A 24,840-nucleotide genomic window follows, 5' to 3' on the forward strand; every position below is an offset into this window, starting at 1 on the left:
CTCTGTCAGGCTTATGCTTCTTCGATACAAATCGCGATGTCTTTTACTTCGTAAATACGTAGACCATCTTTGCTCAGGTTTGCGTCGCCAACGATGATGCGTTTGCCGTCTTCGTCTTTGATTGCAGTGATGTGTACATCCAGTGACATCTGTTTGTTCAGAGGGTTAATCTGACCACGGTATTTCCATTTCACTTCAGATTGGATTTGACCAAACTTAGGATTGCGGAAGCCAGCACCAAGATCTTTATTTAGCGCATAGGTTTGCATCAGTTCGATGATCGCTTCGACACCTAGAGAACCTGGCATTACCGGATCTTGATGGAAGTGGAACTGGAAGAACCAATCGCTTGGGTCAATCGTACGCTCAGCGTATAGGTAACCCAGACCGTCTTTACCACCATCGCTAGTGATCTGCACCGTATCGATAAAGTTCAAACGACCGCCAGCCAGTTGGTAGTGCTCTTGCACTTCACCAGTAGCAGAAACAGGTGCATTGAAGTAACGAGTCGTTTTGTCTAGTAGGTTGATGTTTACATCCGGCGTGCGGTTGTTATCAACGTGCCAAGGGTGAGTCACTTTACCGTTGTCCAAACCCAGTTGATCTTTCAGTGCTGCGCCTTTGAAGTAACCAAATACCGCTGTACCTTGGTAGAAAGGCACGCCGTCAGTGCTTAGTTCGAAGCTGAAGCTCTGTACGATGTTGGTGCCCATCATTACGGTTGAAAGCAGACGAGAATCGTTGGTGATCGTTTTGCCACGCAAGTCGACGTTACGCAGCATTTTGCCGCTGCCATCTAGGTTACGGAAAAACAGTTCTTCACCTGGGAAGCCCAGTGTTGTGCCCATGTAGCCTGAGATAAAGCCGTTTGGTTGCAGTGAAATCTCCATCAATACCGAGTAAGGCATTAGGGTCTGGTGGCTGTTTTCATCAAAGTACCATGCATTCTCTGGCACTTCGTATTCTGCGATACATGATGAAGGCTTCTTGAAGTCGCCACGCTTACCGTCGATCTCAACAACACGAGTAGTTAGCTGTAGGTCGCCACACGGAGTACGTGGTGGAATCATTCCACGGTAGATAGAGAAATCAGGACCGAAACATTTCTCGATATCGCCAGTCGCGAATTCGAACATGTGATAAGGCGTGAATGGAACCGTATCGGGTGTGCGGTTCGGGTAATCAGGAGTTACCGGAGCTTCAACGTGTTGAAGAGGAACTACACCTTTGTTAGGCGCCGTTTCTAGGTCTTCAATTTGAGCCATGAGTGGCGCATTTGCTGAAGCTTGTTGGTTCACTGCTGGCGTATGGCCCAAGCTTTTATGGTCCAAGCTTTCGATAACAGGGGTCGCGACAGCTGTTTCTAAAGAAGGCAGGTAACGAGTACATTCGTCGTCTTCTTTGATCATCACACCCAAGTTTTGGAAATCAACGATCACTTTGCCGTTGAGCAAAATATCGATGTTAGCTTTTGCGTATGGGCGAGGGCTTAGACCAATCTCAGTCACTTCCATGCGGTACGTCAGCTCTGCCGATTGTGGTAGCACCTGTCCACGACAACGTACTTGTTGAGGCGCATTTTCAAGCGGTTGGAAACGACCATTTTGAACAAGCGTGTGCATGCCAAGGTGCATCATGAAGAACTGAAGCAGTTGACCACAACCTTCTGCCATCAAAGAGCCAGCCATTACTGAGTCATCTTTGAAGTGACAAGGAAAGTACCAGTGCTCAGGCTCTAGCTGTTTATGGCCTTCAATCAGACCAAGTCCCCATGTGCCGCCTTGCGGTTCAACACGGCTGACCTTTTCGATCATCATGAACTTCTCTGAGCTGAAGCATAGAGAAGGCTGGTGGCGATCAGATTGGTGAGTCGGGCCAAAACATTCTGCGATGTTTGCAGTCAGTAGGTGGCGCAGTTCTTGGTGGTTGAACTGGGTTTTAGGGCAGTGCAACATTGGGTCGAAGCGTTGCTTAGTTGCAAGCTTACGAGCCTTGATTTCATCTTCAGTGTGAATCACACCTTTGCCGTCTGCTAGCTCTTCATCAGTGAAGAAGCCCGCACAGCCGTTATCCATTTTCAGGATCATCTTGTCGCCAACGAAACATTCGTACGAGAAGAAGAACAGTAGCGTGTCGCCATTGCGAGCAAAGTTGTTGATTGAGATATCGTAACGCAGCGTATCGCCACCACGAGGCAAGTCACCAAGGAAGGTCAACGTACAATCAAGCAGGCGATAAACACGCTCGCCTTTGTTTTCGAAATCAATGCCTAGGTAGCTGATCAGCATTAGGTCACACTGACCAGACTCTACCGCTACAGCCCAAGGAATCTGACCATCGACAAGATACGGCGCATCAACGGGGATGTCGTATTCTGTGGTCATGGTGCTTGGCTTGTACTCGTTGACTGTCGCGTTGAGCTTAGTCACACGAGATACCAATAGGTAATCGGTGGTTGGTAAACGAACGCGGCGCGAGTAGCTATCGATGATCGCGTAGTCAGGGCCAAATACATTGGCGATATCGCCTTCTGCGTATTCAACCAGATCATCGTAATCCCAGATACATGGTTTACGGATAGGTTTTACTGGTGCTGGCGTCGCAAGTACATTGACTGGTGTTGACTGAACCTGAGTCGGTTGAGCTTGAACAGGCTGAGCTGACGTTTGTTGACCACTCGTTTGTTGAGAAAGGGCATTGTTCTCTAAACTTGAGCTATCTAAACCAGATGTGACTGCGTTTAGCTGTGCTTTTAATAGCGCATCAGCCATTTGCATGCCTTGGGCTCGAGTGTGCAGGAATGCTTTGTGTACTTGCTGAGCTGCTTGCTGATTTTGAGCAAAAGCTTGGTTGTATGGTGTTACAGACGGCTGTGATGCTGCATCCGTATTAGCGTCGATATTCGATACGCCATTTTTAGCGGATAGGACATGAGTCATATTGCTGTGGTTACCTGTTAGCTGACTGTGGCGCGTTGGCGCCAGAGTAGGGGATACTGATGTAGGAGTTTTGATGACTGGCTCTATCGCGTTTTGCGCTAATGCATTCTTCTCTAACTCTTTTTGTGCAAGGGCTGCTTGAATGCTTGCTGTCGTTGGAACCGACGCCACTCTTGCTGCTTGTTTACCAGAAGCTTTCTGTTGAATCGTTGCCAAGTTGGTCACTGGGGTTTGGGCAATATGTTGATAGATATCACGACCACCAAGAGTCACTTGCTTAACTAATTGACGTTTAGCATCGCTCGCCAGTTCATTGCTTAAACGAACGGAAAGTGATTGAGATTCAACACTCGATTGGCTTAGTAGCAGCTGTGAACATTGTCCTTCGCTGATGTTGGCAACAATCGCGCTCTTAGAACTGACATTCGGATTCAGAGGTGCAAGGTTCAGGTTGAGCAGACCGTGTAGCAGGCTTGCCATACCAGAAGCAGCAGAGCAATGACCCACACGTTGACTTGCTTGAGTAGTCTTTGTGTTCCCTAAACTTAGAGACGAAAACTGATGAGATGAAGATTCTGGTGCATGGTTAAGCTCAAGCAGAGAAACATCGTTCGAGCTGATACCGACTTGAGTCAGTAACTCATCAACAACGGCGTTGTTATTCTCGCTTGAACCAAAAGCCAATGCGTTGATGCTGCCGTAAGCCGCATCTTGGTTGCTCGCTACTTGGTTTTCTTCAACAAGAACAATCGCACCTGCACCTTCACCGACATTCCAACTGCCATCTTGCAGCTGTCCGAATTTTGGAGCTAGCGTCACTGGGCTTACGCTGTTCTTCAGAATCACATGTTCTGCACTGCCGCTTAGGTCGACGGCTGCAATCACAACGGCATCCATCGATTCTTGTGACATCAAGTTTTGTGCAACATCAATACAACGAGCAACCGACTGTTCAGCAGCTGAAATCGTAAAGGCAGGGCCATTAAAGTCCCACAATGAAGAGATACGCGAAGCCATGATGTTACCGATGAAACTGGTGTATTGGTTCAGCTTGGCTGCGTCCATCACACTGTCCATCGCGATGGTTTCTAGCGCTTGGTATTCGTCTTGTGTTAGCTCAATACCCATGTTGGCAAAGCTGTCAGCCAATTGGCTATGCAGGTTTACCCGTCCACGGAATTGGTGCATCTCAAGCTCAGTTTCCATCGCGACTAAAACCGCAACCTTTTGGCCAGCAACAAGCTTGGCATCTTTGATGGCTTCGTCTGCAACTTTCATCAGTAGCAACTGCTGAGAGATCAAACGGTCATCTTCATTTGGCGGTACTTTGAAGCGAAGGAAATCGAGATCGAATTGATCGATGTACGCGCCATTTGGAATACCGTGTAAACCGAACTGATTCAGTAGCTCTGGGTGTTGGTCTAAGCCTTTCCAGCGTTTCTTAGGCAAAGCAATGAAAGCATCGTTGTTGGTCTCAATCGCAGTGCTTAATGCATTGATGCTTTGCAGAGAACCGAAGTGAGACGCTAGGCCAGTAATGCTTAAATTAGGCGTTTGTAGGCTTGGAGAAACCGATTCTTGAATCTGATTTGCATGACTTTTGTCTGAATACGCTTCAAGTAGTAAGTGAGCGTTACAACCACCAAAACCAAATACGGACACACCCGCGCAGCGCTCTGAGTTACCCTCTTTACTTGGCCAAGGTTGCACTTGTGTTGGTAGCGTCTGTGAGCCAAATAAACCTTCTGGCGACGATAGTGGCTTGTCCAAGTTAATACTTGGCGGAAGCACGCCTTCTTTCATCGCGAAGATCATCTTCATGATTCCTGGCATACCTGCTGCCGTCAGTAAGTGACCGAGGTTTGACTTCGCAGAGCCAATCAATGGCGGGTTAGAGCCATTCAATTTCTCAGTAAAGAAACGCTCCATTGAGGTTAACTCAACCTTGTCACCTAATGGTGTGCCAGTTGCGTGACACTCAATCACTTCGATGCTGTCTGGGGTTAGGTTTGATGCCTCGTAAGCACGCTCAAAGGCTTGTACTTGTCCTTTGCTATTTGGACTTAATACAAACTGACCGCGACCATCATTCGACAAGCCAATGCCGCTGACAATTGCGTAGATGTTGTCGCCATCACGCTCTGCATCAGCTAAGCGTTTTAGTACTAACACACCAGCGCCTTCGCCAGCAAACAAGCCTTTACTGTTGCTATCAAACGGAACCGAAACACCGTGGTCTGGGTAAGCGTGAAAAATAGAAAAACCCATGTTGATGAAGAATGGGTCAGCACCGGATACCGCGCCTGCCAACATCATGTCGGCTTTGCCTGTATTCAAGTAATCACACGCTAACTTCAATGAATACACTGAACTTGCACATGCCGCATCTAGGCTAAGTTGCACGTTGCCTAAACCCAATGCATCTGCCACTAACTTAGAGGCGTTATGTGCAGCTGCACCATTGATAGGATTGAGGTCTTGCGCGGTTTCATTGGTTGGTAGCAGTGAAAATTGGTCATTAGCCAATTTATCTTTAAGTGCTTTTTCGACCACCGAGTGATACATCGGCAGAAACAAATCGTTTGAACGTGTCGTTGGGAACGAAAGGGCACCCATGATCACGCCTGTGCGCTCTAAAACATCGGCATTTAAATCAACGCCTGCGTCGTCTAAAGCCTTGCGACTGGTGTCCAAAGCCCAAAGGAAACTCTGGTCGACGCCTTTGAATGACTCGGCTGTTAAACGGTAGCCATTGCTATCGAAATTGAAGTTTTCGATGTAGCCGCCTTTATCACAGTAAAAGCGGTCTGACTCACCTTGCACACCCTGATAGCTTTCAGGTTTAGCACCTAACTTTTCAGCGCTTAATGTGGTTCGAGAATCTTTTTTATCCAGCAAGTTTTGCCAAAAGTCTTTTGGCGTATCAGCTTCTGGGTATTGGTTAGCAATACCGACAATCGCGATCTTATTGCACTTCACTTGCTGTTTGTTCTGAGCCTGATTCGATTGAGAACTCATACTAGCTCTCCTTGATGATTCACTGCGCTGCCTTGAGACACATCACTTAATTGCTTCGTGGTGATCTGTTGTTCTAGCCCTTGAATAAGAGGCTCGACAGACAGTGGAATTTGATGAGTAATGAGCTGACCAATGCATTTGATGAGCGTGACAACATCGTCACCGCCTTTGGCATTGGAAGCGATTGTGTAGTATTGGTCGGCTACGTCGTCGCTACGATTGATCTTGTCGATCAATGTGCTGGTTTGACGATCGGCACCTACTTCGACAAACAGACGCGCACCTTGTTGACGCGCACTCTGGATCAACGCGGTGAAATCTAACGTTGAACAGAAGGTGTCGGCAATCGAAAGGGCGATACTATCGCTGTCGATATTGATTGGTGCGCCAGTCGGTAGACCTGCTGCGCTGATAAAGCGGATATGCTTTGGCAACTCGTCGAACAGTGGTTGCGTGTAAAACTCACGCACTTGGCTATGTTGGCTCAATGCTGGTGTGGTGTGCATTGCAGTAACACGATTCGCGGCAATGCCACGTTTACCCAGTTTTTTGAGCAATGCACGACATGTGCTTTCACAACCTGCCAGTACACAAGTGTCACCTTGGATGATAGCGAGATAAGCGCGCGGGAACTCTGGTAACAGAGCCTCAATCGCTTGTGCATCACTGCGAACCACAAAGCTATTCCATTGGATGCTTTCGTCGCTGTTTAGCTGCCAATCTTGACGCACCGCTGTCAGTTCACCAGAAATAGCCGTGGTGAAAATAGGGCTAGTTTGAGTCATCTCAATCAGCGCATGTGGGTTCTTCCAAACATTTAAGCTAGCCCACATGGAAGCTTCACCCTTGGAGTAACCCAAGGCGAAATCTGGCTGCACTTTGAATTCATCACATAGCAGTTGTGTTAACAGATAACTACTGCCGACACCTGCAATTGCCAATTCACTGAGCGACATTTCTTGCGCATCGTCAGCATAGGTTTTTTCAGCCTGTAGCATCTCTTTCAAGTTACCTTCGCGCTCTAAGCGGGCAAATAACTGTGGGAAATGGTGGTGAAATTCGCGCAACATACCGGGATAAACCGTGCCAACACCAGGGTAAACAAATGCAACACCACCTTTGCTTTGAGGCTTCGGTGAGAAACAACTGCCCGCAGGCGTTTTGTAGTGGCTATTGTCAGCCATTACTTTTGGCAACGCATTTTCTACCGCTGTGATCTCTTGCAATGCAGCATCAATTGAAGCCGCCTGAATCACGATGTTCGCGCCAAGGTCAACATTGTGTTGAACGCTTTGGAAGTGACTTAGGTTTGAATGCATCAAGGTGGCGATAGCAAGTTTGCTGTCTGCCGATTCATTAACGCATTTAAGCTCTGCTCTTAGTGAGGCTAGCTGAGAAACCAATTCGGCTTGTTCGTTGCCTGAAACCACAAACATCAAACGCTCGCTCGATAGCAAGGGCTTTGGTTCTTGCAAACCGGTCGCTTGAGTCAATATCAGGCTGGTGGCTTTTTGGCTATCTTCACTGAAAGTTAACGCAGCAACACGTGCTTTGTTCGGCTCAGTGAACCAATAGTGGCTCGGTAATGGATAGCTCGGCAATGAACGGCTCGATATCGCATTAACCATATTCAACAATTCATCAAACTGCTGCGAAGCAGAGAGTCCAGAATATTGTTGTTGATGGCTTAAATCTGTCGCGGGGCGGCGTGCAATATCCAGAGCAAGCTGAGCGCTATCTTCGATAGTTGCATCTGCAAAACTCGCGAGATAAGCGTGTGGGTGAATCTTGTTTTGAGCAGCGGTCAGTGCACTCAACATCACCAATGATGGAGCGAGAGAATCCAAACAAAGCTTAACAGCACTACCTTGATTGACTGCCTCAATCGCTTGAGTAAGCGCTTGATTAAAACTGCCATCAACCACAACAGTCATCATCTCAGGAAGCGAAGGTGATAAGTCGGCAGAAAGCTCAGCTGCGTTTGCTGGCTGAGCTAAAAGAGCGATGCGCAATGGCATCGCTTTATTAGTAGGAACAGTCACTATGACAATTGCTCCTTTTCTGCGTTTTTAGTCGCCTCTTTCTTTGATACTGCTGAGCTAGACTTCGGCAAAAATGCGTCGTTTAAGCTCTTGCTGATGGTGACTTTTGCACCTTTCATTACCGCACTTAAACGACCATCTTGGTGGTAAAGCGAGATATCAGCTTGCAGCGAACGAGCCGTGCTTTTTATCACGCTCAGCTCTAGCAAACCTTGGTCACCATTGCGCATCGGTGCGTAGCAAACAAACTCACCGATTGCAGACGGTAAACTTGCCGCGCCGTATTTCAATCGAGCCCATACCAACATGGCTTGCAACAGATAATCTTCGGCAAATGGCTGGCTATCGCCAAAGCCTTGCTTAGGAATAAATGCTCCACAGTCGCTGTTTTCAATCTGAGGCAACTGGCATTGAGCCAATAAACCTAAGTCGTCAAAGCGTTCGACTGAGGTAATACCTTGCAGTCTTGGTCCGTGAAACAGAGTGCCATCACTGTATAGAGCTTGTGCCGTTGTTACAGGTGCTGAAGTGTTGGCCTCAAAGCGTTTTACTGACGCTTGTTGAACATCTTCAGACACTTGCACAGAGGCAACTTGCAACTGAGCTTGATACTGTGGTCGCCCTTGGCAACTGATCACTGCTTTTAGCTGCTCTTTTGATTTAGCATCAGAAGAAAGAACCAGTTTTAGCTCTTGCACTTCATCAGTATCAAAAATCACACCCTTAAGCAGTTTGTAGTTGTGAACGCTAACGTTCACCCCTAACAGTTGCTCTGCCACTTCACGCATCCATTGGATAGCACACACTGTCGGTAACACTGGGTTACCGGCAATGCAGTGATCTTGAATGAAAGGCAAAGCCTTAGGATCAAGACGACGTGTCACAGTGATGCTTGTATTCAGCGGACTCTTTGCAAGATGCACAGACTCCGCATTAAGCTTTTTTACAGCAGCTTCCTTGTTGTCAGAACCTTGCATGCTCGTACCAACCAGCAGTTGAATGCCAGTTTCGTTCAGTAGTTGAGAACTAAACAGCTCTGCACCTGCCTGAAGAGGAATTACGTACACGCCGCGCTCTGTGAACATACGTTTCAGTGCTGCGTTGACCATGCCACCGTCCCACGGTCCCCAGTTGAAGCTCATCACTTTCGCTTGAGGGTTACGCGCAGATAGTTGTAGAGCCGCTTTGTTTAGGATCTCGTTAGACATCGAGTAATCACTTTGGCCAGTGTTTCCGTAGAAACCCGCCGCCGAAGAGAACATCGCAATCAGTTTTAGCTTGCTGCTATCAAGACCACCAAGAACCGCTTCTAGCCCGCCCACTTTCGTGCCGTAAACCATGTTCAGCTCATCAAGTGTTTTGTCTTGAATGTGTTTGTCAGCCAGTACACCTGCACCGTGGATAAGACCCGTGATGCCGTCGAAGTTCGCCAGTGTTTTCGCTACAGACTCATGGTTCGACACATCTAGGCTTAGGTACTCAGCGCTCGCGCCAATCTCGTTGAAAGCGGCAAGTGCTGCGTTGATTTCAAGGCTGCTCAATACAGGTTTCAGCAAAGCATCAACTTTCTTCGGCGTTGGTTTGTCACCTGTTGCTTGTAGGTGAGCGATAGCCGCTGGTTTTAGCTCTTTCTCTTGCTTGCCTTGTGCCCACTGAGGTAGCTCAGCTGAAGTAATATGCTTACTACGACCTGCAAGAATGAAGTGAGACTTACATTGCTTAGCAAGCGTCAGTGCACATTCAAACGTCACGCCTTTAGCGCCACCCGTTACCAGAACTTTGTCGCTCTTGGTTAGTTGAGCACCTGTGTTTTTGGTTTGAGCAGCACCTGGTGTTGCCGCAATCAATGTTGCACGACCCGATTCACCGTTTTCTGCATGGCTAAGGCCGATTTCAACCGTGTTGGTATCGATATCGAACAGTTCACCTGTGATAGCTTCAGCTAAGTGACGAGCATCAATAGAAGCGTCAGCATCCAATGCGCGGCAGAACACGTTTGACCATTTATGGCTCAGTGTCTTAGTGAGACCAGACAACGCGGCTTGGTTGAGTTCTGCATTCGCTAATTGCTTAGTATCTAGGTAACCAAAGCCACCATCGATACGGCTTAGCGTGAAGAACACACTACGACCAGAAACGGTATTCAGCTGACCATTTAGGTGCTTCGCGAATAAGAACGCTGTGGTTAGTGAAGCTCTTGAGTCTGCATTCAAGTTAACCGCTTGCTCGTTGCTTTGTTTAGCATCAACGATAGCTTGTAAATGAATGAAGCCAGCAATCACTTTGTTCGACGTTTTAAGGTCTGCTTCGATGTCGTTAATCACAGCTGTCACACCAGCATCATCAACGCTGTTGAGTGTGTAGCTTGCGATTTCACTGTTTAAAGGTGACGCGGCAGAAAGAGCACTACGCACTACAGCAACTTGAATGCCGTTAGCGGTCAACTTCTCTGCTAGAACACCAGCGTTGTGACCATCATCTGTAATCACGACACAAGCGTCTTTTGAGAAACAATCGACGAGTTTATCTGCCGCTGGTAGCTTTTTTAGCGCTACCTCATTGTGTGGAGGAAGTTCCGCTGTCGCTGTTTCTGCGATAGGCGTTACTGATTCAGCTTTTGGAGTCGCTACGGGTGCAGCCGCGGATAGCTTGCTTTGCATGTAGGTAACGATTTCACCAAGCGTACGACACTCAGCTAGGTCTTCAGGGTTTAGTTCTGGCAGCGTTGGTAACTGGTCTTGAACTGTACCTAGGATCTCAACGCGTTTGATAGAGTCGATACCAAGGTCTGCTTCCATGTCCATCGCTAGGTCGAGCATTTCTGCTGGGTAACCTGTTTTGTCGGCAACCACTTCCATCATTGTTGATTGAACATGAGCAGGATTTAGGTCATTGCTCGTGCTTTCTACAGTTGCTGCAGCGACTTCTGTACTAGGAGTCGCAGTAGCGCCTAGCTTGCTGTTCATGTAGTCAACGATTTCGCCAAGAGTACGACACTCAGCTAGATCTTCAGGGTTCAGCTCTGGCAATGTTGGTAGCTGGTCTTGAACTGTTCCAAGGATCTCAACACGTTTGATTGAGTCGATGCCAAGGTCTGCTTCCATGTCCATTGCTAGATCAAGCATTTCTGTTGGGTAGCCCGTTTTATCAGCCACTACGCTCAGCATTGTGCTTTGAACTTGCTCCGCGTTTAAACCATTTGATACTGCTTGCGTTGGTGCAGATACTTGAGCTGCTACTGGAGCAGAAGCCGGAAGCTTGCTGTTCATGTAGTCAACAATTTCACCTAGAGTGCGACACTCAGCGAGATCTTCAGGGTTTAGCTCTGGAAGAGTCGGTAGCTCGTCCTGAACCGTACCTAGAATTTCAACACGCTTGATTGAATCGATACCAAGGTCAGCTTCCATGTCCATTGCTAGATGTTGCCGGAGCAACCATTGGTGCCTGTGAAGACACTGGAGCAGAAGCTGGAAGCTTGCTGTTCATGTAGTCAACGATTTCGCCAAGAGTACGACACTCAGCCAAGTCTTCAGGGTTTAGCTCTGGAAGAGTAGGCAGTTCATCTTGAACCGTACCAAGAATCTCAACACGCTTGATTGAATCGATACCAAGGTCAGCTTCCATATCCATTTCTAGATCAAGCATTTCCGTTGGGTAACCTGTCTTCTCAGCAACCACTTCTAGCATGGTTTGTTGAACGACTTTCGCATCAAGACCGTTAGCGGCTTGAACAGGAGCGGCTGCGCTTGGCTGTGCTGCCACAGGCGCTGATGCTGGCATCTTGCTGTTCATGTAGGTAACGATTTCACCAAGAGTACGACACTCAGCTAAATCTTCAGGGTTCAGCTCAGGTAGGTTCGGCATTTCGTCTTGAACGGTACCAAGAATCTCTACGCGTTTGATTGAGTCGATACCAAGGTCTGCTTCCATGTCCATTTCTAGATCAAGCATTTCCGTTGGGTAACCCGTTTTCTCAGCGACCACTTCTAGCATCACTTTTTCAGCATCTGCTGATTGCACTGCTACTGGTGCAGCCAGAGGAGCTGGTTGTGCTTTAACTGGCACAGGCTGAGCTGCAACAGGCGCTGCCGCTTGAGCCGCTACTTGTGGTGCAGGAGCTGCTTTCTGTACAGGCGTAACTTGAACAGACTGAGCTTGAACTGGCACGGCTTGTACAGGAGTCGCTTGTACTTGAGCTACAGGCTGTTGGACGATAGCTGCTGGAGTAGCTGGAGATTGAATCGCTGGCTGAGCATTTACTGGCGCAACGAAAGTTGGTTGTGCTGTTTGTACTGAACCTTGCGTCAGCATATTAAGTGCTGAGTTGTTGCTGTGCGCTTGCATTTCTAGGTAATGAGCGTGAGCTTTTAGCGTTTCAGCTTGGTGCTGGTGGAACATTTCCATAGAACGTTGCAGGTTCTCAGGAATTGCTACGCCTGCTGTTGCCATTTTCGCTTGCTCAGACATTAGGGTGTTGAACGTGTCACCGTATTGCTGAGGAATCGCCAAGAATTGCTGATGTACTTCTGCTGCTTGTTGTTGAGCATTGAAGAACGACTGCAATGAAGACTCATCTACCGTTACTTGAGCTGTTGGCTGACTAGTCGCTGGGGCTGTTTGAACTACTTGAGGCTGCTGAGCTGTTGTTGCTACTTGTGCGCTTGGTGCTGGAGCAGCTGACTGTTGTACATTTGAAGCTTGAGGAGCAGCCACAGGTACTTCAACGATTTCTGTTTTAATCACTTCTTTTTCCACGATTTTCTCGACTTCAACTTTCACTTCAACAATCTCAGTCTTTTCGGTGACGTTGCCCGAAGCCAATGATTGATCCATTTTCTTACGAGTAGCAGGGCTGATGTAGTTGGTTGCATTCAGCTTGATGTTCATTGGTGATGCCTTTGCAGGTTCAGCAATGTCAGCTTGGTAAGGGTCAATGTTGTCTAATGAAACACCTGCCACACACAGTTGAACCGCAGCTAAACGAAGCTGTTGGTCACTGTCACCTTTAGGGCTTGGGTTGATGCTGATTGCGTAAAGCTCTTCGTTCTTATCAGCCAATGTTTTTTCAACCAGCTTTTGAAGAATGTTTTTCGGACCGAACTCAACGAATACGCGCGCGCCTGCTTCATACATCGCTTCAATTTGCTCACTGAAACGAACCGATTGCAGCATATGTTGCTTGAACGCTTTCTTGATCGCTTTAGCGTCTTTGCTGTGCAGTTTGCCCGTTGCGTTTGAGTAAAGCGGCAGCGTTGGAGCGCTGAATGAAGCTTTATCAATTGCAGCAGCAAATGGTTTTTGAGCGTGAGCAACAAGCGGTGTGTGGAAAGCACCAGATACTGGAAGAGCAATTGCTTTGAAGCCTTGTTCAGTGAGCGCTTGTGCTGCTTGTTGAACCGTCGCAGTTGGTCCTGCAATAACCAGTTGAGTCGGAGCGTTGTAGTTGGCAATGCTCACGCCTTCGAATTGGCTGATGCAGCTTTCAACGGCTGGAAGCTTGTCTGCGTCTAAGATGACCGCGAACATAGTACCGCTGTCGCCTTGTTCAGGTGTCGCTGCCATCGCATCGCCACGAGCGAAAGCTAGCTGGTAGTAATCGTCTTGCGAGATAACACCCGATGCACATAGTGCGCTTAGTTCACCAAAGCTGTGGCCTGCGACCATGTCGGCTTTGAAGCCAGCTTGAGTCATGATGTCGAACTGACCCATAGACACAGTGCCAATTGCACTTTGCGCATTGGCCGTGTTGGTTAACACCGCTTCTTGAGCTTTGGTTGCTTCTGGTGTGAAGGTTGGAATTGGGAACAGAATTTGGGACAGAGCCGTCTTCTTGTGCTGACCAAATACTTGATCCGCTTGAGCAAGCTGTTGGCGCATCTCTGGGTAATGACAAGCAAGCTCGCGACCCATGTTTAGGTATTGCGAACCTTGACCTGCAAATAGCGCTGCCACTTTACCTGCACCGTTTTCAGCAATCAGTGCTGACTCACGGTAGCTAGTACCGTTTGGCATCTGCCAATGTGTTTTGGTTTGGCTCTCAAGCATAGAAACCGCTTGAGTCAGTTGCGCTTGAAGGTCTGCTTGGTCAGTGACAACTAAACCAAGACGAGCGTGCTTAGCGTTAACTTCGCGTAGAGCGTGTTGCTCAGCAAGCGCTTCTAATTTGAACGCAGCATCAGTAACTTGAGTCGAAACCTGCTTCAATTCATTGATCAATGCTTGACGAGATTCTGCGCTGAATAACAGAGTTTGCGGTACTTGGCGTTGACGGTATTTGTCACCGCGAGTGTGTTCTGGCGTGTACTCTTCCAATACAACGTGGAAGTTAGTACCACCAAAACCGAATGAGCTGATACCTGCACGGCGTGGTGTACCGTCGACACGTTTCATCCAAGGACGCGTTTGTGTGTTTAGGTAGAACGGTGAGTTCTCGATATCCAACTTAGGATTCGGAGCCGATACGTTAATCGTTGGCGGCAGTACTTTGTGGTGCAGTGCTAATGCAGCTTTGATTAAACCTGCAGTACCCGCGGTTGATTTAGTGTGACCAATTTGAGATTTCACAGAGCCTAACGCAATGTGTTGCTTCTCTTCGTTGTTCTCACTGAATACCGAGTTTAAGCCTCCAAATTCAGCAACATCACCCGCTGCAGTACCTGTACCGTGCGCTTCTAAAAGGCCAAGTGTGTGCGGTGCGAAACCAGCATCATCGTAAGCACGTTTTAGTGCTTTTGCTTGTCCTTCAGGGCGAGGTGCGTAAATACTCTTGAACTTACCGTCCGAAGAAGAACCCACACCTTTAATCACAGAGTAGATTCTGTCGCCGTCGCGCTCTGCATCTTCAAGACGCTTAAGAGCAACCATACCGATGCCTTCACCAATCATCATGCCTTTTGAGTCGATGTCGAAAGGTTGAATGGTTTCATTGGTGGTAAACGCAGGTGTTTTAGAGAAGCTCATGTACATGGTTGGTGAGTTATCAGTACACACACCACCTGTGATCATCATTTCACTGCGGCCTTCAACCAGCTCACTTAGAGCCATACGCATTGCGGCTAGAGAGCCTGCACACGCAGCATCTACTACACAGTTGATGCCACCAAGGTCAAAGCGGTTAGCAATACGACCTGAAATTACGTTACCCAATGAACCAGGGAATGAGTTCTCTTCCCAGTGGATGTATTGGTCTTGGAATTTTTTGATCAACATTTCGCTGTCGTCGTCGCTGATACCACTGCTCTTGAAGACTTTTTTCAAAACAGGGTATTGAAGACGAGCATTTAGGCTTTGAGCGATCTTTTGACCACCACCAACACCGAGCGTGATACCGATCTTATCGCGATCGTAGCCTTCAGGCAGCTTGGCATCTTCAAGTACTTCTTTTGCAACGATCAGAGAAAGCAGCTGTGAAGTGTCTGTCAGTTCTAGGATATTTGGCGGAAGACCGAACTCCATAGGGTTGAAGTCTACTTCTGGGATGAAACCACCGCGCTTACAGTAAGACTTGTCTGGCGTCGTACGATCTGAATCGTAGTAATCTTCTGGACGCCAGTGCGTATCTGGTACTTCAGTAATCGCATCGATCTTTTCGCTGATAAGGTCCCAAAATTTATTTAGGTAGCGAGAGTTTGCAAACATGCTCGCCATACCAACGATAGCGACAGGCATATCTTTAAGGCGTTTATTCAGTCGAGAATCGTCGACTGATTCCGGTGTATTTGTCTCGGGTTGGCTCATTATGAGTCTCCACTAGAAATCACAGAAAGTGATGTCGTGTTTTGAGGCTGCGCTTTTAAAGCTATAGAAAGAAAATCTGAAACAGACTTAGGGAAGCGCAGCTGAAAATTCAGGTTGCTGAGTGGCGGCAACCAGATAGAAATTAGTTTTTCGAAGTGCGTTGACTTACGAGTGTGGGGGAGGTGTTTCATGCGCGACGGTGGCATTCAAATGTTGAGGCGATGTCCATTAAAATCCTGTTCAAAGTCTGACTAAACGACAAGTCGGTATCCGCAAAGAAAACGTGTGAATTTGTTTAATGGTTGAGCAGGCTACCCGAGGTGAGTGGTCGATACAATGCTCCCAGAGGCCACTATGATCTGTTCAGACCAGATGAATTTGGCATGGTTTTAATTTTTGTATTTTTAATTTAATTAACTTATTGATAATTAACGGTTATGGGTTGTTTTCTAGTGTTTTTACTCTACATATTGACTTGGTGAGATCTATGTCATGTTTTTGTAAGTAACATTTAATGGATGCCTCTTGTGTAAGGCTAAGTGTGATCTGTGTTTTAATTTGTTATTATTTGAAAAATTAGTTTTAAGTCCTCATGTGAAGGGGGTTTCCCTCCCGTATTCTCTAGGTTCCACTTAATTTATAGGTGAGTTAAATTTGTTCGATTGGGTTGTTCCAATCGTGTTTTGAAGAGTGATTTATAGAAGTGAGTTCGAGTTAAATGAAAACTCCCGTTGTTGATTTGTGGCTATGTTCTCTGAGTAATTTAAATGACCAGCCAAACAATGTATCGCAGCTCAAAAAGAGACTGACAGCCGATGAGATTGCCAAAGTTGAGCGTTATCGAATGCCCTCATCTCAGATTCAAGCTTTGTATGTCCGAAATTATCTGAGAAAGGTGCTGTCTAGCTATTCTGATTTGATGCCTGAAGCGTGGCGCTTTGAATATGGTGAGAAAGGGAAGCCAAGATTAATTGAGAAACAACAAATAGAAACCGGCCTGAATTTCAATATCAGTCATAGCAAAGAACATTTGTTAATCGCAGTTTGTCATAGAGAAGGGAAGTCACTTCAATTAGGCGTCGATATCGAACATGCCAGAAGCTCGACCAATATCGACTCGATCATGAAGCACTACTTTTCAGATAAAGAATTGGCGGATTTACTTGAGCTCAGCAAAGAAGAACAAAGAGAGCGCTTTTTCGATCTGTGGGCGCTGAAGGAGTCGTATATCAAAGCGACGGGCAAGGGGCTAGCCACATCGTTGCGAAGCTTTTCGTTCGATTTCTCCAATCTGACGGAGCAAACATTGCCACTTCACGCTTCGGATTTTCAACCAAACTTGCAGGATGAAATTAGATTGCATGGTGAAATCAGCATATACAGTGGAGTTGGGTTGGATGTTACTGAGAAAACCGAGAGTTCTACAGATTGGCAATGTTGCTTGGGTCGATTAGATGACCAGTATCGTTTCGCCGTGACTCTTGGTGGTAATTTGTTACCGATGCAGATAGAGATGAGAACCTTTTCATCGTCTCATCTCTTTTAAGCGAGTTTGGTGAGGTGAAGTTAGCTCGTTTCGCCAAGCATCGCTTTTAATACTTCAGCAGGCACGGGCTGCAGTTGCTTGTCTTTGTCTAAACAGACCATTTCGATATCACCAATCACTGCGGGTTTGGTTGCATCTTTACGCCACACTTCCTGTCGCCATAGCGTTTTGTATTTGCCATCGAGTTCAAAAGAGGTTCGGATGTCGCAGATCTCAGCGAACTCAACCCCATCTTGAAAAGTCATGTTGGCTTTATATACCGCAAAACCTAATCCATGTTCATTCCACAATGTTGCCAGTTTATCGCTACCCAAGACATGTTCGCGTGCACGCTCAAAGTACTTTAGAAAGTTAGGGTGATAAACCACACCTGAGTGATCGGTATCTTCATAGTAAATTTGTACTGGGTGATGGTAGATCTGGCTCATTGATATCAACTCTTATTAAGTAGCGTTGTAGTAAATCTGACTAAGTTGTGCAGCACTCTACAGGATAGGTAGAAATTACTTCAAGGCATCATCGTGAATGGGGCTTTTGGTCAGACCTCATTCATCACTAATACATTGGTCAGCTTCCACCCATTTACAAATATTCTATGTGTCACTTTCCACCCATTGATTTTTGCAGCGAGTTAGTGACTGCTGCAGGCAGATATCATGAAGCCTTGTGGTTAAAGGGTTGTTAATGATTTGTGTCAATGTGGCGCGCTAATTGCCTTAGTGAAAGCACGCAGTTCCCATTGAAGGGCTGCTTTGTTTACTAAGGAGAATAATAATGTTTAAGCCTCTTACCCTGCTGTCTGTATCTGCTCTGGCGCTCACAAGTTTTAATGCTGCTGCAAACTGTGACCCAGGTGAAATCGTGATTAAATTCAGTCATGTAACCAATACCGATAAGCACCCGAAAGGCATTGCCGCTTCTTTACTGGAAGAGCGAGTAAACACGGAAATGAATGGCAAAGCTTGTATGCAAGTTTTCCCTAATTCAACACTCTACGATGATAATAAAGTACTGGAAGCCCTGTTAAATGGTGATGTTCAAATGGCGGCTCCTTCGCTGTCTAAATTTGAGAAGTTCACTAAGAAATACCGCATTTTTGACCTTCCTTTCCTATTTGAAGACGTAGAAGCTGTTGACCGTTTCCAAAACTCAGAGTCTGGTGAAAAGCTGAAGAACGCGATGAAGCGTCGTGGCCTTCAAGGACTAGCGTTTTGGCACAATGGCATGAAACAGATGTCAGCAAACAAACCTCTTATCAATCCTGAAGACGCGGAAGGTTTGAAATTCCGTGTTCAAGCATCAGACGTATTGGTTGCTCAGTTTGAACAGCTAGGTGCTAACCCACAGAAGATGTCTTTCAAAGAAGTATACGGTGGCCTACAAACTAAGGTTATCGATGGCCAAGAGAACACATGGTCAAACATTTACGGTAAGAAGTTCTTTGAAGTACAAGACGGCGTGACAGAAACTAACCACGGTATCCTTGATTACCTGGTAGTAACGTCGAACGACTTCTGGAAAGACCTACCTGAAGATGTACGTACGCAACTTGGCACAATCGTTCAAGAAGTGTCTGAGACTCGTAACGCAGAATCTTCAAAAGTTAACCTAGCGAACAAAAACAACATCATCGAAGCGGGTGGTGAGGTTCGTACGCTTACGCCTGAACAGCGTGAAGCATGGGTAACTGCGCTTCAACCAGTATGGAAGAAGTTTGAAAAAGACATCGGTTCAGATCTTATCGATGCAGCGTTAGCTTCAAACCAATAACACCGCTAAGGGAGTGGCGTGCATTTCGCCACTCCTTATTAAAATAACTATAAGCGGAGTCAATTATGGATAATCCTCAAATGGAACAGCCAAATTCTAGCGAATCAGCACTGGAAACCTCTTTTTTTTCCAAAGTCGGAAGAGTTACCGATGTGATTGAAGAGTCATTAATCGCATTTTTCCTTGGCGCAATGACGCTACTTACTTTTGCCAATGTGGTATTTCGATACGCATTCAATGGCAATATCTTATGGGCACTAGAACTGACGGTGTTCATGTTCGCTTGGATGGTGTTAGTGGGCGCATCTTATGGCGTTAAAAAACACTTCCACATTGGTGTTGATGTGATCATCAACCTTGCCCCAGAAAAGCTACGCAAAGTGTATGCGTTAATCGCCGTCACAAGCTGCCTAGCATTCTCAATCTTACTTCTTATAGGTTCTTGGAATTACTGGTACCCGTTCGCGACTGAGCGCGCTTGGTACGAGACCGATGATATTCCAATGCCAGAGATGCTTCAGTTCCTTGCCGACTGGATGAATGAAGGCGAGCGATACGAGAAACTGCCACGTTTTATTCCTTACATGGCACTGCCTATTGGTATGGCAATGCTGACGTTCCGTTTTGCCCAAGTTGCTTACCAAGTAGTCACAGGCAAGCTTGACCGCATGATTGCGGGGCATGAAGCCGAAGAAGAGCTGGATGCATTGAAAGCTGATGTGTTAGCGGGTTCTGATGAAGACGCGACAGCGGTATTGGATTCGACTAAGCAAAACAAGGCGAACGAGTCGGGTACAAAATCTAACGGTAAGGAAGATTAATCATGGCAATGTTATTTCTATTTTTAATGGTAATTGCTTTCATGTTGGTCGGTGTACCAATTGCGATTTCCCTCGGTTTATCAAGCGTCATATTCTTATTGATGCATTCAGATGCTTCTTTGGCATCCGTTGCACAAACGCTGTTTAATGCATTTGCAGGCCACTACACTCTCTTAGCGATTCCTTTCTTTATCTTGGCCTCTAGCTTCATGTCCACAGGTGGTGTGGCGAAACGTATTATCCGTTTTGCTATTGCAATGGTGGGTTGGTTCCGCGGCGGTTTAGCAATGGCATCGGTTGTGGCGTGTATGATGTTCGCAGCGTTATCTGGGTCGTCTCCAGCAACGGTAGTGGCAATCGGTAGTATTGTTATCGCGGGTATGATCAAAAACGGCTACACGAAAGAGTTCGCGGCAGGGGTTATCTGTAACGCGGGTACGTTGGGTATCTTGATTCCACCATCCATCGTTATGGTAGTTTACGCGGCGGCGACGGATGTATCTGTCGGTCGTATGTTCTTAGGCGGCGTGATTCCTGGCCTGTTGGCGGGTGTGATGTTGATGATAGCTATCTACATTGCAGCACGTATTAAGAAAATTCCTGCACAGCCATTTGTGGGCTGGGGTGAGATGTTCGCAGCCGCGAAGGATGCGAGCTGGGGCTTGTTGCTGATTGTTATCATTTTAGGTGGTATCTACGGCGGTATCTTTACTCCGACAGAAGCGGCGGCTGTTGCAGCGGTTTATGCGTTCTTCATTGCCAACTTTATCTATAAAGATATGGGGCCGTTTGCGGACAAGAAAAATACAAAGCCTGCTTTGGTGAAAGTGTTCCAAACGTTTTTCCATAAAGACACCAAAGACACGCTCTATGATGCGGGTAAGCTGACCATCATGTTGCTGTTTATCATTGCCAATGCTCTGATCCTTAAGCATGTACTGACAGAAGAGCGCATTCCTCAGATGATCACGGAGTCCATGTTGTCTGCAGGTTTAGGGCCGATCACCTTCTTGATTGTGGTGAACGTTCTACTCTTGATTGGTGGGCAGTTCATGGAGCCATCAGGCTTGCTGATCATCGTTGCGCCGTTGGTATTCCCAATTGCAATTGCACTCGGTATCGACCCTATTCACCTAGGTATCATGATGGTTGTGAACATGGAGATAGGGATGATAACACCGCCTGTGGGGCTCAACTTGTTTGTGACCGCAGGGGTTGCCAAGATGTCGATGATGAACGTAGTAAAAGCCGCACTGCCATGGGTTGGCGTGATGTTCTTATTCCTGATTATCGTAACTTACGTACCTTGGGTATCAACATGGTTACCGACTACCTTGATGGGGCCGGAGATCATCACGAAATAGAGAGTGAAATCATAGCGAAGTGATGGGGAGGGCTAAACCTCCTCATCAATGATTTTTCCATATCGAGAGCCAGAATCAATCGGCTCATACAGCGCTCTTTTTGCCTCTAACTCTGGAGTGTCTAAGTTGACATGATTGTCAGTGTAAAAAATACCGTCAATTTCAAACGTATCGGTGATCGAGGGAACTTTAGTTTTCTCACCCACAATGACCTCCTTACTACCTTGGTTGCATAGCATCCTGTTGTGAAATAAGTATAGGTGATCTTGCTCCCAAATTTAATTTAGTTTTCGCTCTGTCGGTATGACTCTTTAACTAGTTGGTGTTTTTGCATTTTATCGTAGAGGGTTTTTCGTGGAAGTTGCAGTCTATCCATAGTCTCTTTTATGCTGCCATTACACTCAATAAGTGCTTGTTTTAACGTGTTTTTCTCAAAGTCAGACACCAGTTCTGCCAAAGACAGTTCTTGAGTGACTTGATTGGTGTTGTCTGATAAGTGAGAAAGCTTACCTAAAAGTACAAACCGCTCAGCTGTATTACGCAATTCTCGTACATTTCCCGGCCAATCATGAGCTAAAAGCGCGTGCAGCTCCTTTTGTGGAAGTGCTGGTGCTGTCTTGCCATAACGTGCAGCAGCGACCAGTAAGAAGTGGTGGAAGAGTGCTGGGATATCTTCTTGACGGCTTCTTAACGGCGGTAAATCCAAGGTGACAACGTTGAGTCGGTAGTAGAGGTCTTGGCGGAAAACGCCTTCTTCAGCCGCCTTCTTTAGGTCGACTTTGGTTGCGGCGATTACTCGAATATCGAGAGGCACTAAACCGTTTGAGCCAACCCTTTCAATAACGCGCTCTTGTAAGACGCGCAACAGGCGAATTTGTGCCTGCATCGGCATGGACTCAATTTCATCTAAGAATAGAGTTCCGCCTTGAGCAAATTCAAATTTGCCCACTCGCTTGCTTTCTGCGCCAGTGAACGCACCTTTCTCATGACCATACAGTTCACTCTCTATCAGGTTTTCAGGTACCGCACCGCAATTGACGGCGACGAAGTTTTGTTCTCGCCGGCTGCTTTGTTCATGTAGAGAGCGTGCGACCAACTCTTTGCCTGTGCCAGTTTCACCAAAGAGTAAAATGTCAGCGTTAGTATCTGCCACATGAGTGATGATAGAACGCAGGTCGGTCATTGATTGCGTGTCACCAATGATTCTCGGCCCAAGCGCTTTACTGGCCTTTAAAGAGCGCTTCAATTCAAGATTCTCGAGTGTGAGTTGACGTTTTTCTATTGCTCGTTTGGTGGTTTCGATTAGACGTTCATTGGCGAACGGCTTTTCGATGAAGTCATAGGCGCCATTTTGGATCGCTTGTACAGCCATCGAAATATCGCCGTGACCAGTAATCATAATCACGGGGATCTCTTTGTCTTTGTGCATCACGGTGTTGAGCAGATCATGCCCGGAAAGGCCCGGTAGACAGATATCAGTGATGATGACGTGAGGTAAGCCGTTCTCTTGAATCGCGAGCAGAGCAGACTCCGCATCGGGAAAGAATTCGGCATCAATATCGGCGAGCTCAAAGCTCTGTTCAATAGCCATTCTCAGATCGGATTCATCATCAATGAAATAGACGTGACACATAGTTATTCCTTTAATCTTTTATTTTTATTGTTGGTGAAGGTGTACTGGTTTGCTTAGCGACTAATCTGATTCTTTTGTTGGAACTATGGGTAACTCGATACTAAATCGAGCACCACCTTGTGGGCTGTGATCGGTAACTAGCTTGCCATTTATTCCGCTGATTATTTGTTGAGAAATCGATAGCCCAAGTCCAAGTCCATTTTTCTTGGTAGTATGGAAGGGTTCAAAAAAATTTCCGTTAGAAGGGGAGGTGAAGCCTGGGCCATTGTCATCGACATGAATCAGCAAGGTCTTGGCTTGTTGATGGTCGGGCTTCCTAATCTCTAACAGAATAGCTAATTGTTTGTCGTCTTGTTGTTCCATCGCCTGAATCGCGTTAGTCAGCAAATTAATGATCACTTGTTCCAATTGAATGGCGTTGGCGAGCACGCAAGCATCAAAGGTTTCAGGAAGTTCGTTGACCTTTACTCGTTCACTCTTGAGTTGTGGTTTCATCAGTTCTTTTGACGAGTGCAATACTGGCAGTATCTGTAACGTGTGCAGCTCTTCCGCAGTGGATTTCTTTGCAAAGGAACGAAGCTGGTGGCTTATCTTAGCCATACGGTCAGTGAGCGCCGAGATTCGCGATAGGTTGTCATCGACACGCTCGGTTTTTTCTTTGGCAAGAAACAGTCGGCCGTTGTCGGCATAACTGCGAATCGCAGCAAGCGGGTTATTCAGTTCATGGCTGATGCTTGCTGACATTTGCCCCAACACTGCCAGTTTGGCGGCTTGGATGAGTTCGTCTTGTGTCTGCCTCAGTACATGTTCAGTTTCGATTCGGTGCTTAATCTCGACATGTAACTCTGATGTTCGTTCAAGCACTTGAAATTCTAGCTTTTGCTTGGCTTCGGATTGCAGTCTGTCTATCTGAGCTCGTCTTTGTTGTCGATGGTGATTGAGTTGCATCGTTAGATAAATAATCGCAAAAATAAGGCTCAAAACCACAAGGTAAGCAACCAAGTCCCACCAAACTAAGTGGGTCGGAGAAAATACTCGTATGGTGAGTTTTGGCTCGGCTAGGAAGCGTGAGGAGTTAAAGAACTGCTCTTGGACAAGTTTGTGGGGAGACTCAATATTGCTAGTAGCACTCTCTAAGTCACCGGAGAAGTGCAGGCTTTCTATTTTTGTATCGAGATACTGCCTGCTTTCTTGAATTCGAGTGTGTTGTTCTTCGCTTAATGGTTGAAGGCTTTTGAACAGCCACTCAGGATTACTCGACATAAATACGATCTGGTCTTTATCGTCAGCAACAAAAAAACTCTGTTTGCCTTTCCAACTTGCTTCAATCAGCGATAAATCCATCTTTACGACAATGACGCCAATAATCTCGGCGGCATAGGCGACGGGGTAAGAATAATAATAGCCTCGTTTCCCAGAGGTTGAACCTAGCGCAAAATATTGATTTTCATTGCCAAGAATCGCTTCTTGAAAGTAGGGACGGAAAGCGAAATTTCGCCGAATAAAAGAACGCGGTAGATTCCAGTTACTGGCTGCTATGGTGGTGCCAATGCTATCTAACAGATAGGTGTCCGATGCTTGAATCACCGAGTTTACGTGTTCTAGGTAGCGATTGGTGAGTTCGATTTGCGCAGAGTTACTTGGAGAGTGAAGAGCATCGACCAACTCTTTGTCTTTTGAAAGCAGCTCGGGAATGTGCGCGAACTTGTCGAGTTGGCTTGAAATATGAACCGAAAATCGGTCTAGCTTAGATTGATGATCATTTAACAAACTTTCATGGCTTGTGTTCCACACCCAATGACCGCCGAACACCATTAGTAAACTGTATGTGGCCATTAATAGTATTGGGATTCTCAAAGCTTGAAACATGAAGGCTCTCCGCTCATTTCTTTGGTAAATAATCAAGCCTGTCTTCTCTCGTTTATGGTAGCAAATAGCGGTAGTGTTTGCTGAAAGTAGACAGTCGCCAG

General features: G+C 46.6%; 11 protein-coding genes and 1 pseudogene. 4 read left to right on the forward strand and 8 right to left on the reverse strand.

Translation table 11 applies throughout. The features are described from left to right. Nucleotides 1–11: 11 nt before the first annotated feature. The 4 genes and pseudogenes from AB6D07_RS10060 to AB6D07_RS10075 form a co-directional block, all read right to left on the reverse strand. Nucleotides 12–5,957 (reverse strand): beta-ketoacyl synthase N-terminal-like domain-containing protein, encoded by a 5,946-nt coding sequence (locus AB6D07_RS10060; protein WP_017103221.1) that lies wholly within the window; start codon nt 5,955–5,957, stop codon nt 12–14. Further along, nucleotides 5,954–7,999, reverse strand: a complete 2,046-nt coding sequence (locus AB6D07_RS10065; protein WP_017103220.1) for a PfaB family protein — start codon at nt 7,997–7,999, stop codon at nt 5,954–5,956. The genes AB6D07_RS10060 and AB6D07_RS10065 overlap by 4 nt, the downstream gene beginning before the upstream one ends. Then, nucleotides 7,999–15,736, reverse strand: a pseudogene (locus tag AB6D07_RS10070) (beta-ketoacyl synthase N-terminal-like domain-containing protein). Before AB6D07_RS10070 ends, AB6D07_RS10065 begins: the two are co-directional and overlap by 1 nt. Beyond that, a complete protein-coding gene (locus tag AB6D07_RS10075; protein WP_081324588.1) occupies nt 15,736–15,927 on the reverse strand; it encodes a hypothetical protein in 192 nt (63 codons plus the stop codon). Before AB6D07_RS10075 ends, AB6D07_RS10070 begins: the two are co-directional and overlap by 1 nt. A gap of 527 nt (nt 15,928–16,454) precedes the next feature. On the opposite strand from AB6D07_RS10075, the gene AB6D07_RS10080 reads away from it, so the two are divergent. Then, nucleotides 16,455–17,282, forward strand: a complete 828-nt coding sequence (locus AB6D07_RS10080; protein ID WP_017103219.1) for a 4'-phosphopantetheinyl transferase superfamily protein — start codon at nt 16,455–16,457, stop codon at nt 17,280–17,282. 20 nt (nt 17,283–17,302) lie between these two features. On the opposite strand, the gene AB6D07_RS10085 is transcribed toward AB6D07_RS10080, so the two are convergent. Further along, nucleotides 17,303–17,710 (reverse strand): thioesterase family protein, encoded by a 408-nt coding sequence (locus AB6D07_RS10085; protein WP_009847292.1) that lies wholly within the window; start codon nt 17,708–17,710, stop codon nt 17,303–17,305. Between the two features lie 346 nt (nt 17,711–18,056). On the opposite strand from AB6D07_RS10085, the gene AB6D07_RS10090 reads away from it, so the two are divergent. The 3 genes from AB6D07_RS10090 to AB6D07_RS10100 all read left to right on the forward strand — a co-directional run bounded on the left by AB6D07_RS10090 (nt 18,057) and on the right by AB6D07_RS10100 (nt 21,237). Next, nucleotides 18,057–19,052 (forward strand): TRAP transporter substrate-binding protein, encoded by a 996-nt coding sequence (locus AB6D07_RS10090; protein ID WP_012604509.1) that lies wholly within the window; start codon nt 18,057–18,059, stop codon nt 19,050–19,052. A 65-nt stretch (nt 19,053–19,117) separates the two neighbouring features. Beyond that, complete coding sequence (locus tag AB6D07_RS10095) at nt 19,118–19,873, forward strand: TRAP transporter small permease (protein ID WP_009847290.1); 756 nt, start codon at nt 19,118–19,120, stop codon at nt 19,871–19,873. A 2-nt stretch (nt 19,874–19,875) separates the two neighbouring features. Then, on the forward strand, nt 19,876–21,237 hold the full coding sequence (locus AB6D07_RS10100; protein ID WP_004736074.1) for a TRAP transporter large permease: 1,362 nt from the start codon (nt 19,876–19,878) through the stop codon (nt 21,235–21,237). A gap of 32 nt (nt 21,238–21,269) precedes the next feature. Here the strand turns inward: AB6D07_RS10100 and AB6D07_RS10105 are convergent, their stop codons facing one another. From AB6D07_RS10105 to AB6D07_RS10115, 3 genes are all read right to left on the reverse strand, one after another. Next, the gene (locus AB6D07_RS10105) at nt 21,270–21,443 is read right to left on the reverse strand and encodes a hypothetical protein (protein ID WP_017101579.1); all 174 of its coding nucleotides are present in this window, start codon (nt 21,441–21,443) and stop codon (nt 21,270–21,272) included. Nucleotides 21,444–21,520: 77 nt separating this feature from the next. Next, a complete protein-coding gene (locus AB6D07_RS10110) occupies nt 21,521–22,870 on the reverse strand; it encodes a sigma-54 dependent transcriptional regulator (RefSeq protein ID WP_017103218.1) in 1,350 nt (449 codons plus the stop codon). Between the two features lie 60 nt (nt 22,871–22,930). Beyond that, nucleotides 22,931–24,739 (reverse strand): ATP-binding protein, encoded by a 1,809-nt coding sequence (locus AB6D07_RS10115; RefSeq protein ID WP_017103217.1) that lies wholly within the window; start codon nt 24,737–24,739, stop codon nt 22,931–22,933. Nucleotides 24,740–24,840: the final 101 nt, after the last annotated feature.

The sequence above is a fragment of the Vibrio sp. 10N.239.312.C11 genome (assembly GCF_041466065.1).
In the GTDB taxonomy this organism is placed as follows: domain Bacteria; phylum Pseudomonadota; class Gammaproteobacteria; order Enterobacterales; family Vibrionaceae; genus Vibrio; species Vibrio tasmaniensis_A.

What these genes read in the sequence shown, in the direction of transcription:
- AB6D07_RS10075 (WP_081324588.1), bottom strand. Translation starts at nt 15,927, where the DNA reads ATGAAACACCTCCCCCACACTCGTAAGTCAACGCACTTCGAAAAACTA.
- AB6D07_RS10095 (WP_009847290.1), top strand. Translation starts at nt 19,118, where the DNA reads ATGGATAATCCTCAAATGGAACAGCCAAATTCTAGCGAATCAGCACTG.
- AB6D07_RS10115 (WP_017103217.1), bottom strand. Translation starts at nt 24,739, where the DNA reads ATGTTTCAAGCTTTGAGAATCCCAATACTATTAATGGCCACATACAGT.
- AB6D07_RS10060 (WP_017103221.1), bottom strand. Translation starts at nt 5,957, where the DNA reads ATGAGTTCTCAATCGAATCAGGCTCAGAACAAACAGCAAGTGAAGTGC.
- AB6D07_RS10080 (WP_017103219.1), top strand. Translation starts at nt 16,455, where the DNA reads ATGAAAACTCCCGTTGTTGATTTGTGGCTATGTTCTCTGAGTAATTTA.
- AB6D07_RS10100 (WP_004736074.1), top strand. Translation starts at nt 19,876, where the DNA reads ATGGCAATGTTATTTCTATTTTTAATGGTAATTGCTTTCATGTTGGTC.
- AB6D07_RS10085 (WP_009847292.1), bottom strand. Translation starts at nt 17,710, where the DNA reads ATGAGCCAGATCTACCATCACCCAGTACAAATTTACTATGAAGATACC.
- AB6D07_RS10090 (WP_012604509.1), top strand. Translation starts at nt 18,057, where the DNA reads ATGTTTAAGCCTCTTACCCTGCTGTCTGTATCTGCTCTGGCGCTCACA.
- AB6D07_RS10110 (WP_017103218.1), bottom strand. Translation starts at nt 22,870, where the DNA reads ATGTGTCACGTCTATTTCATTGATGATGAATCCGATCTGAGAATGGCT.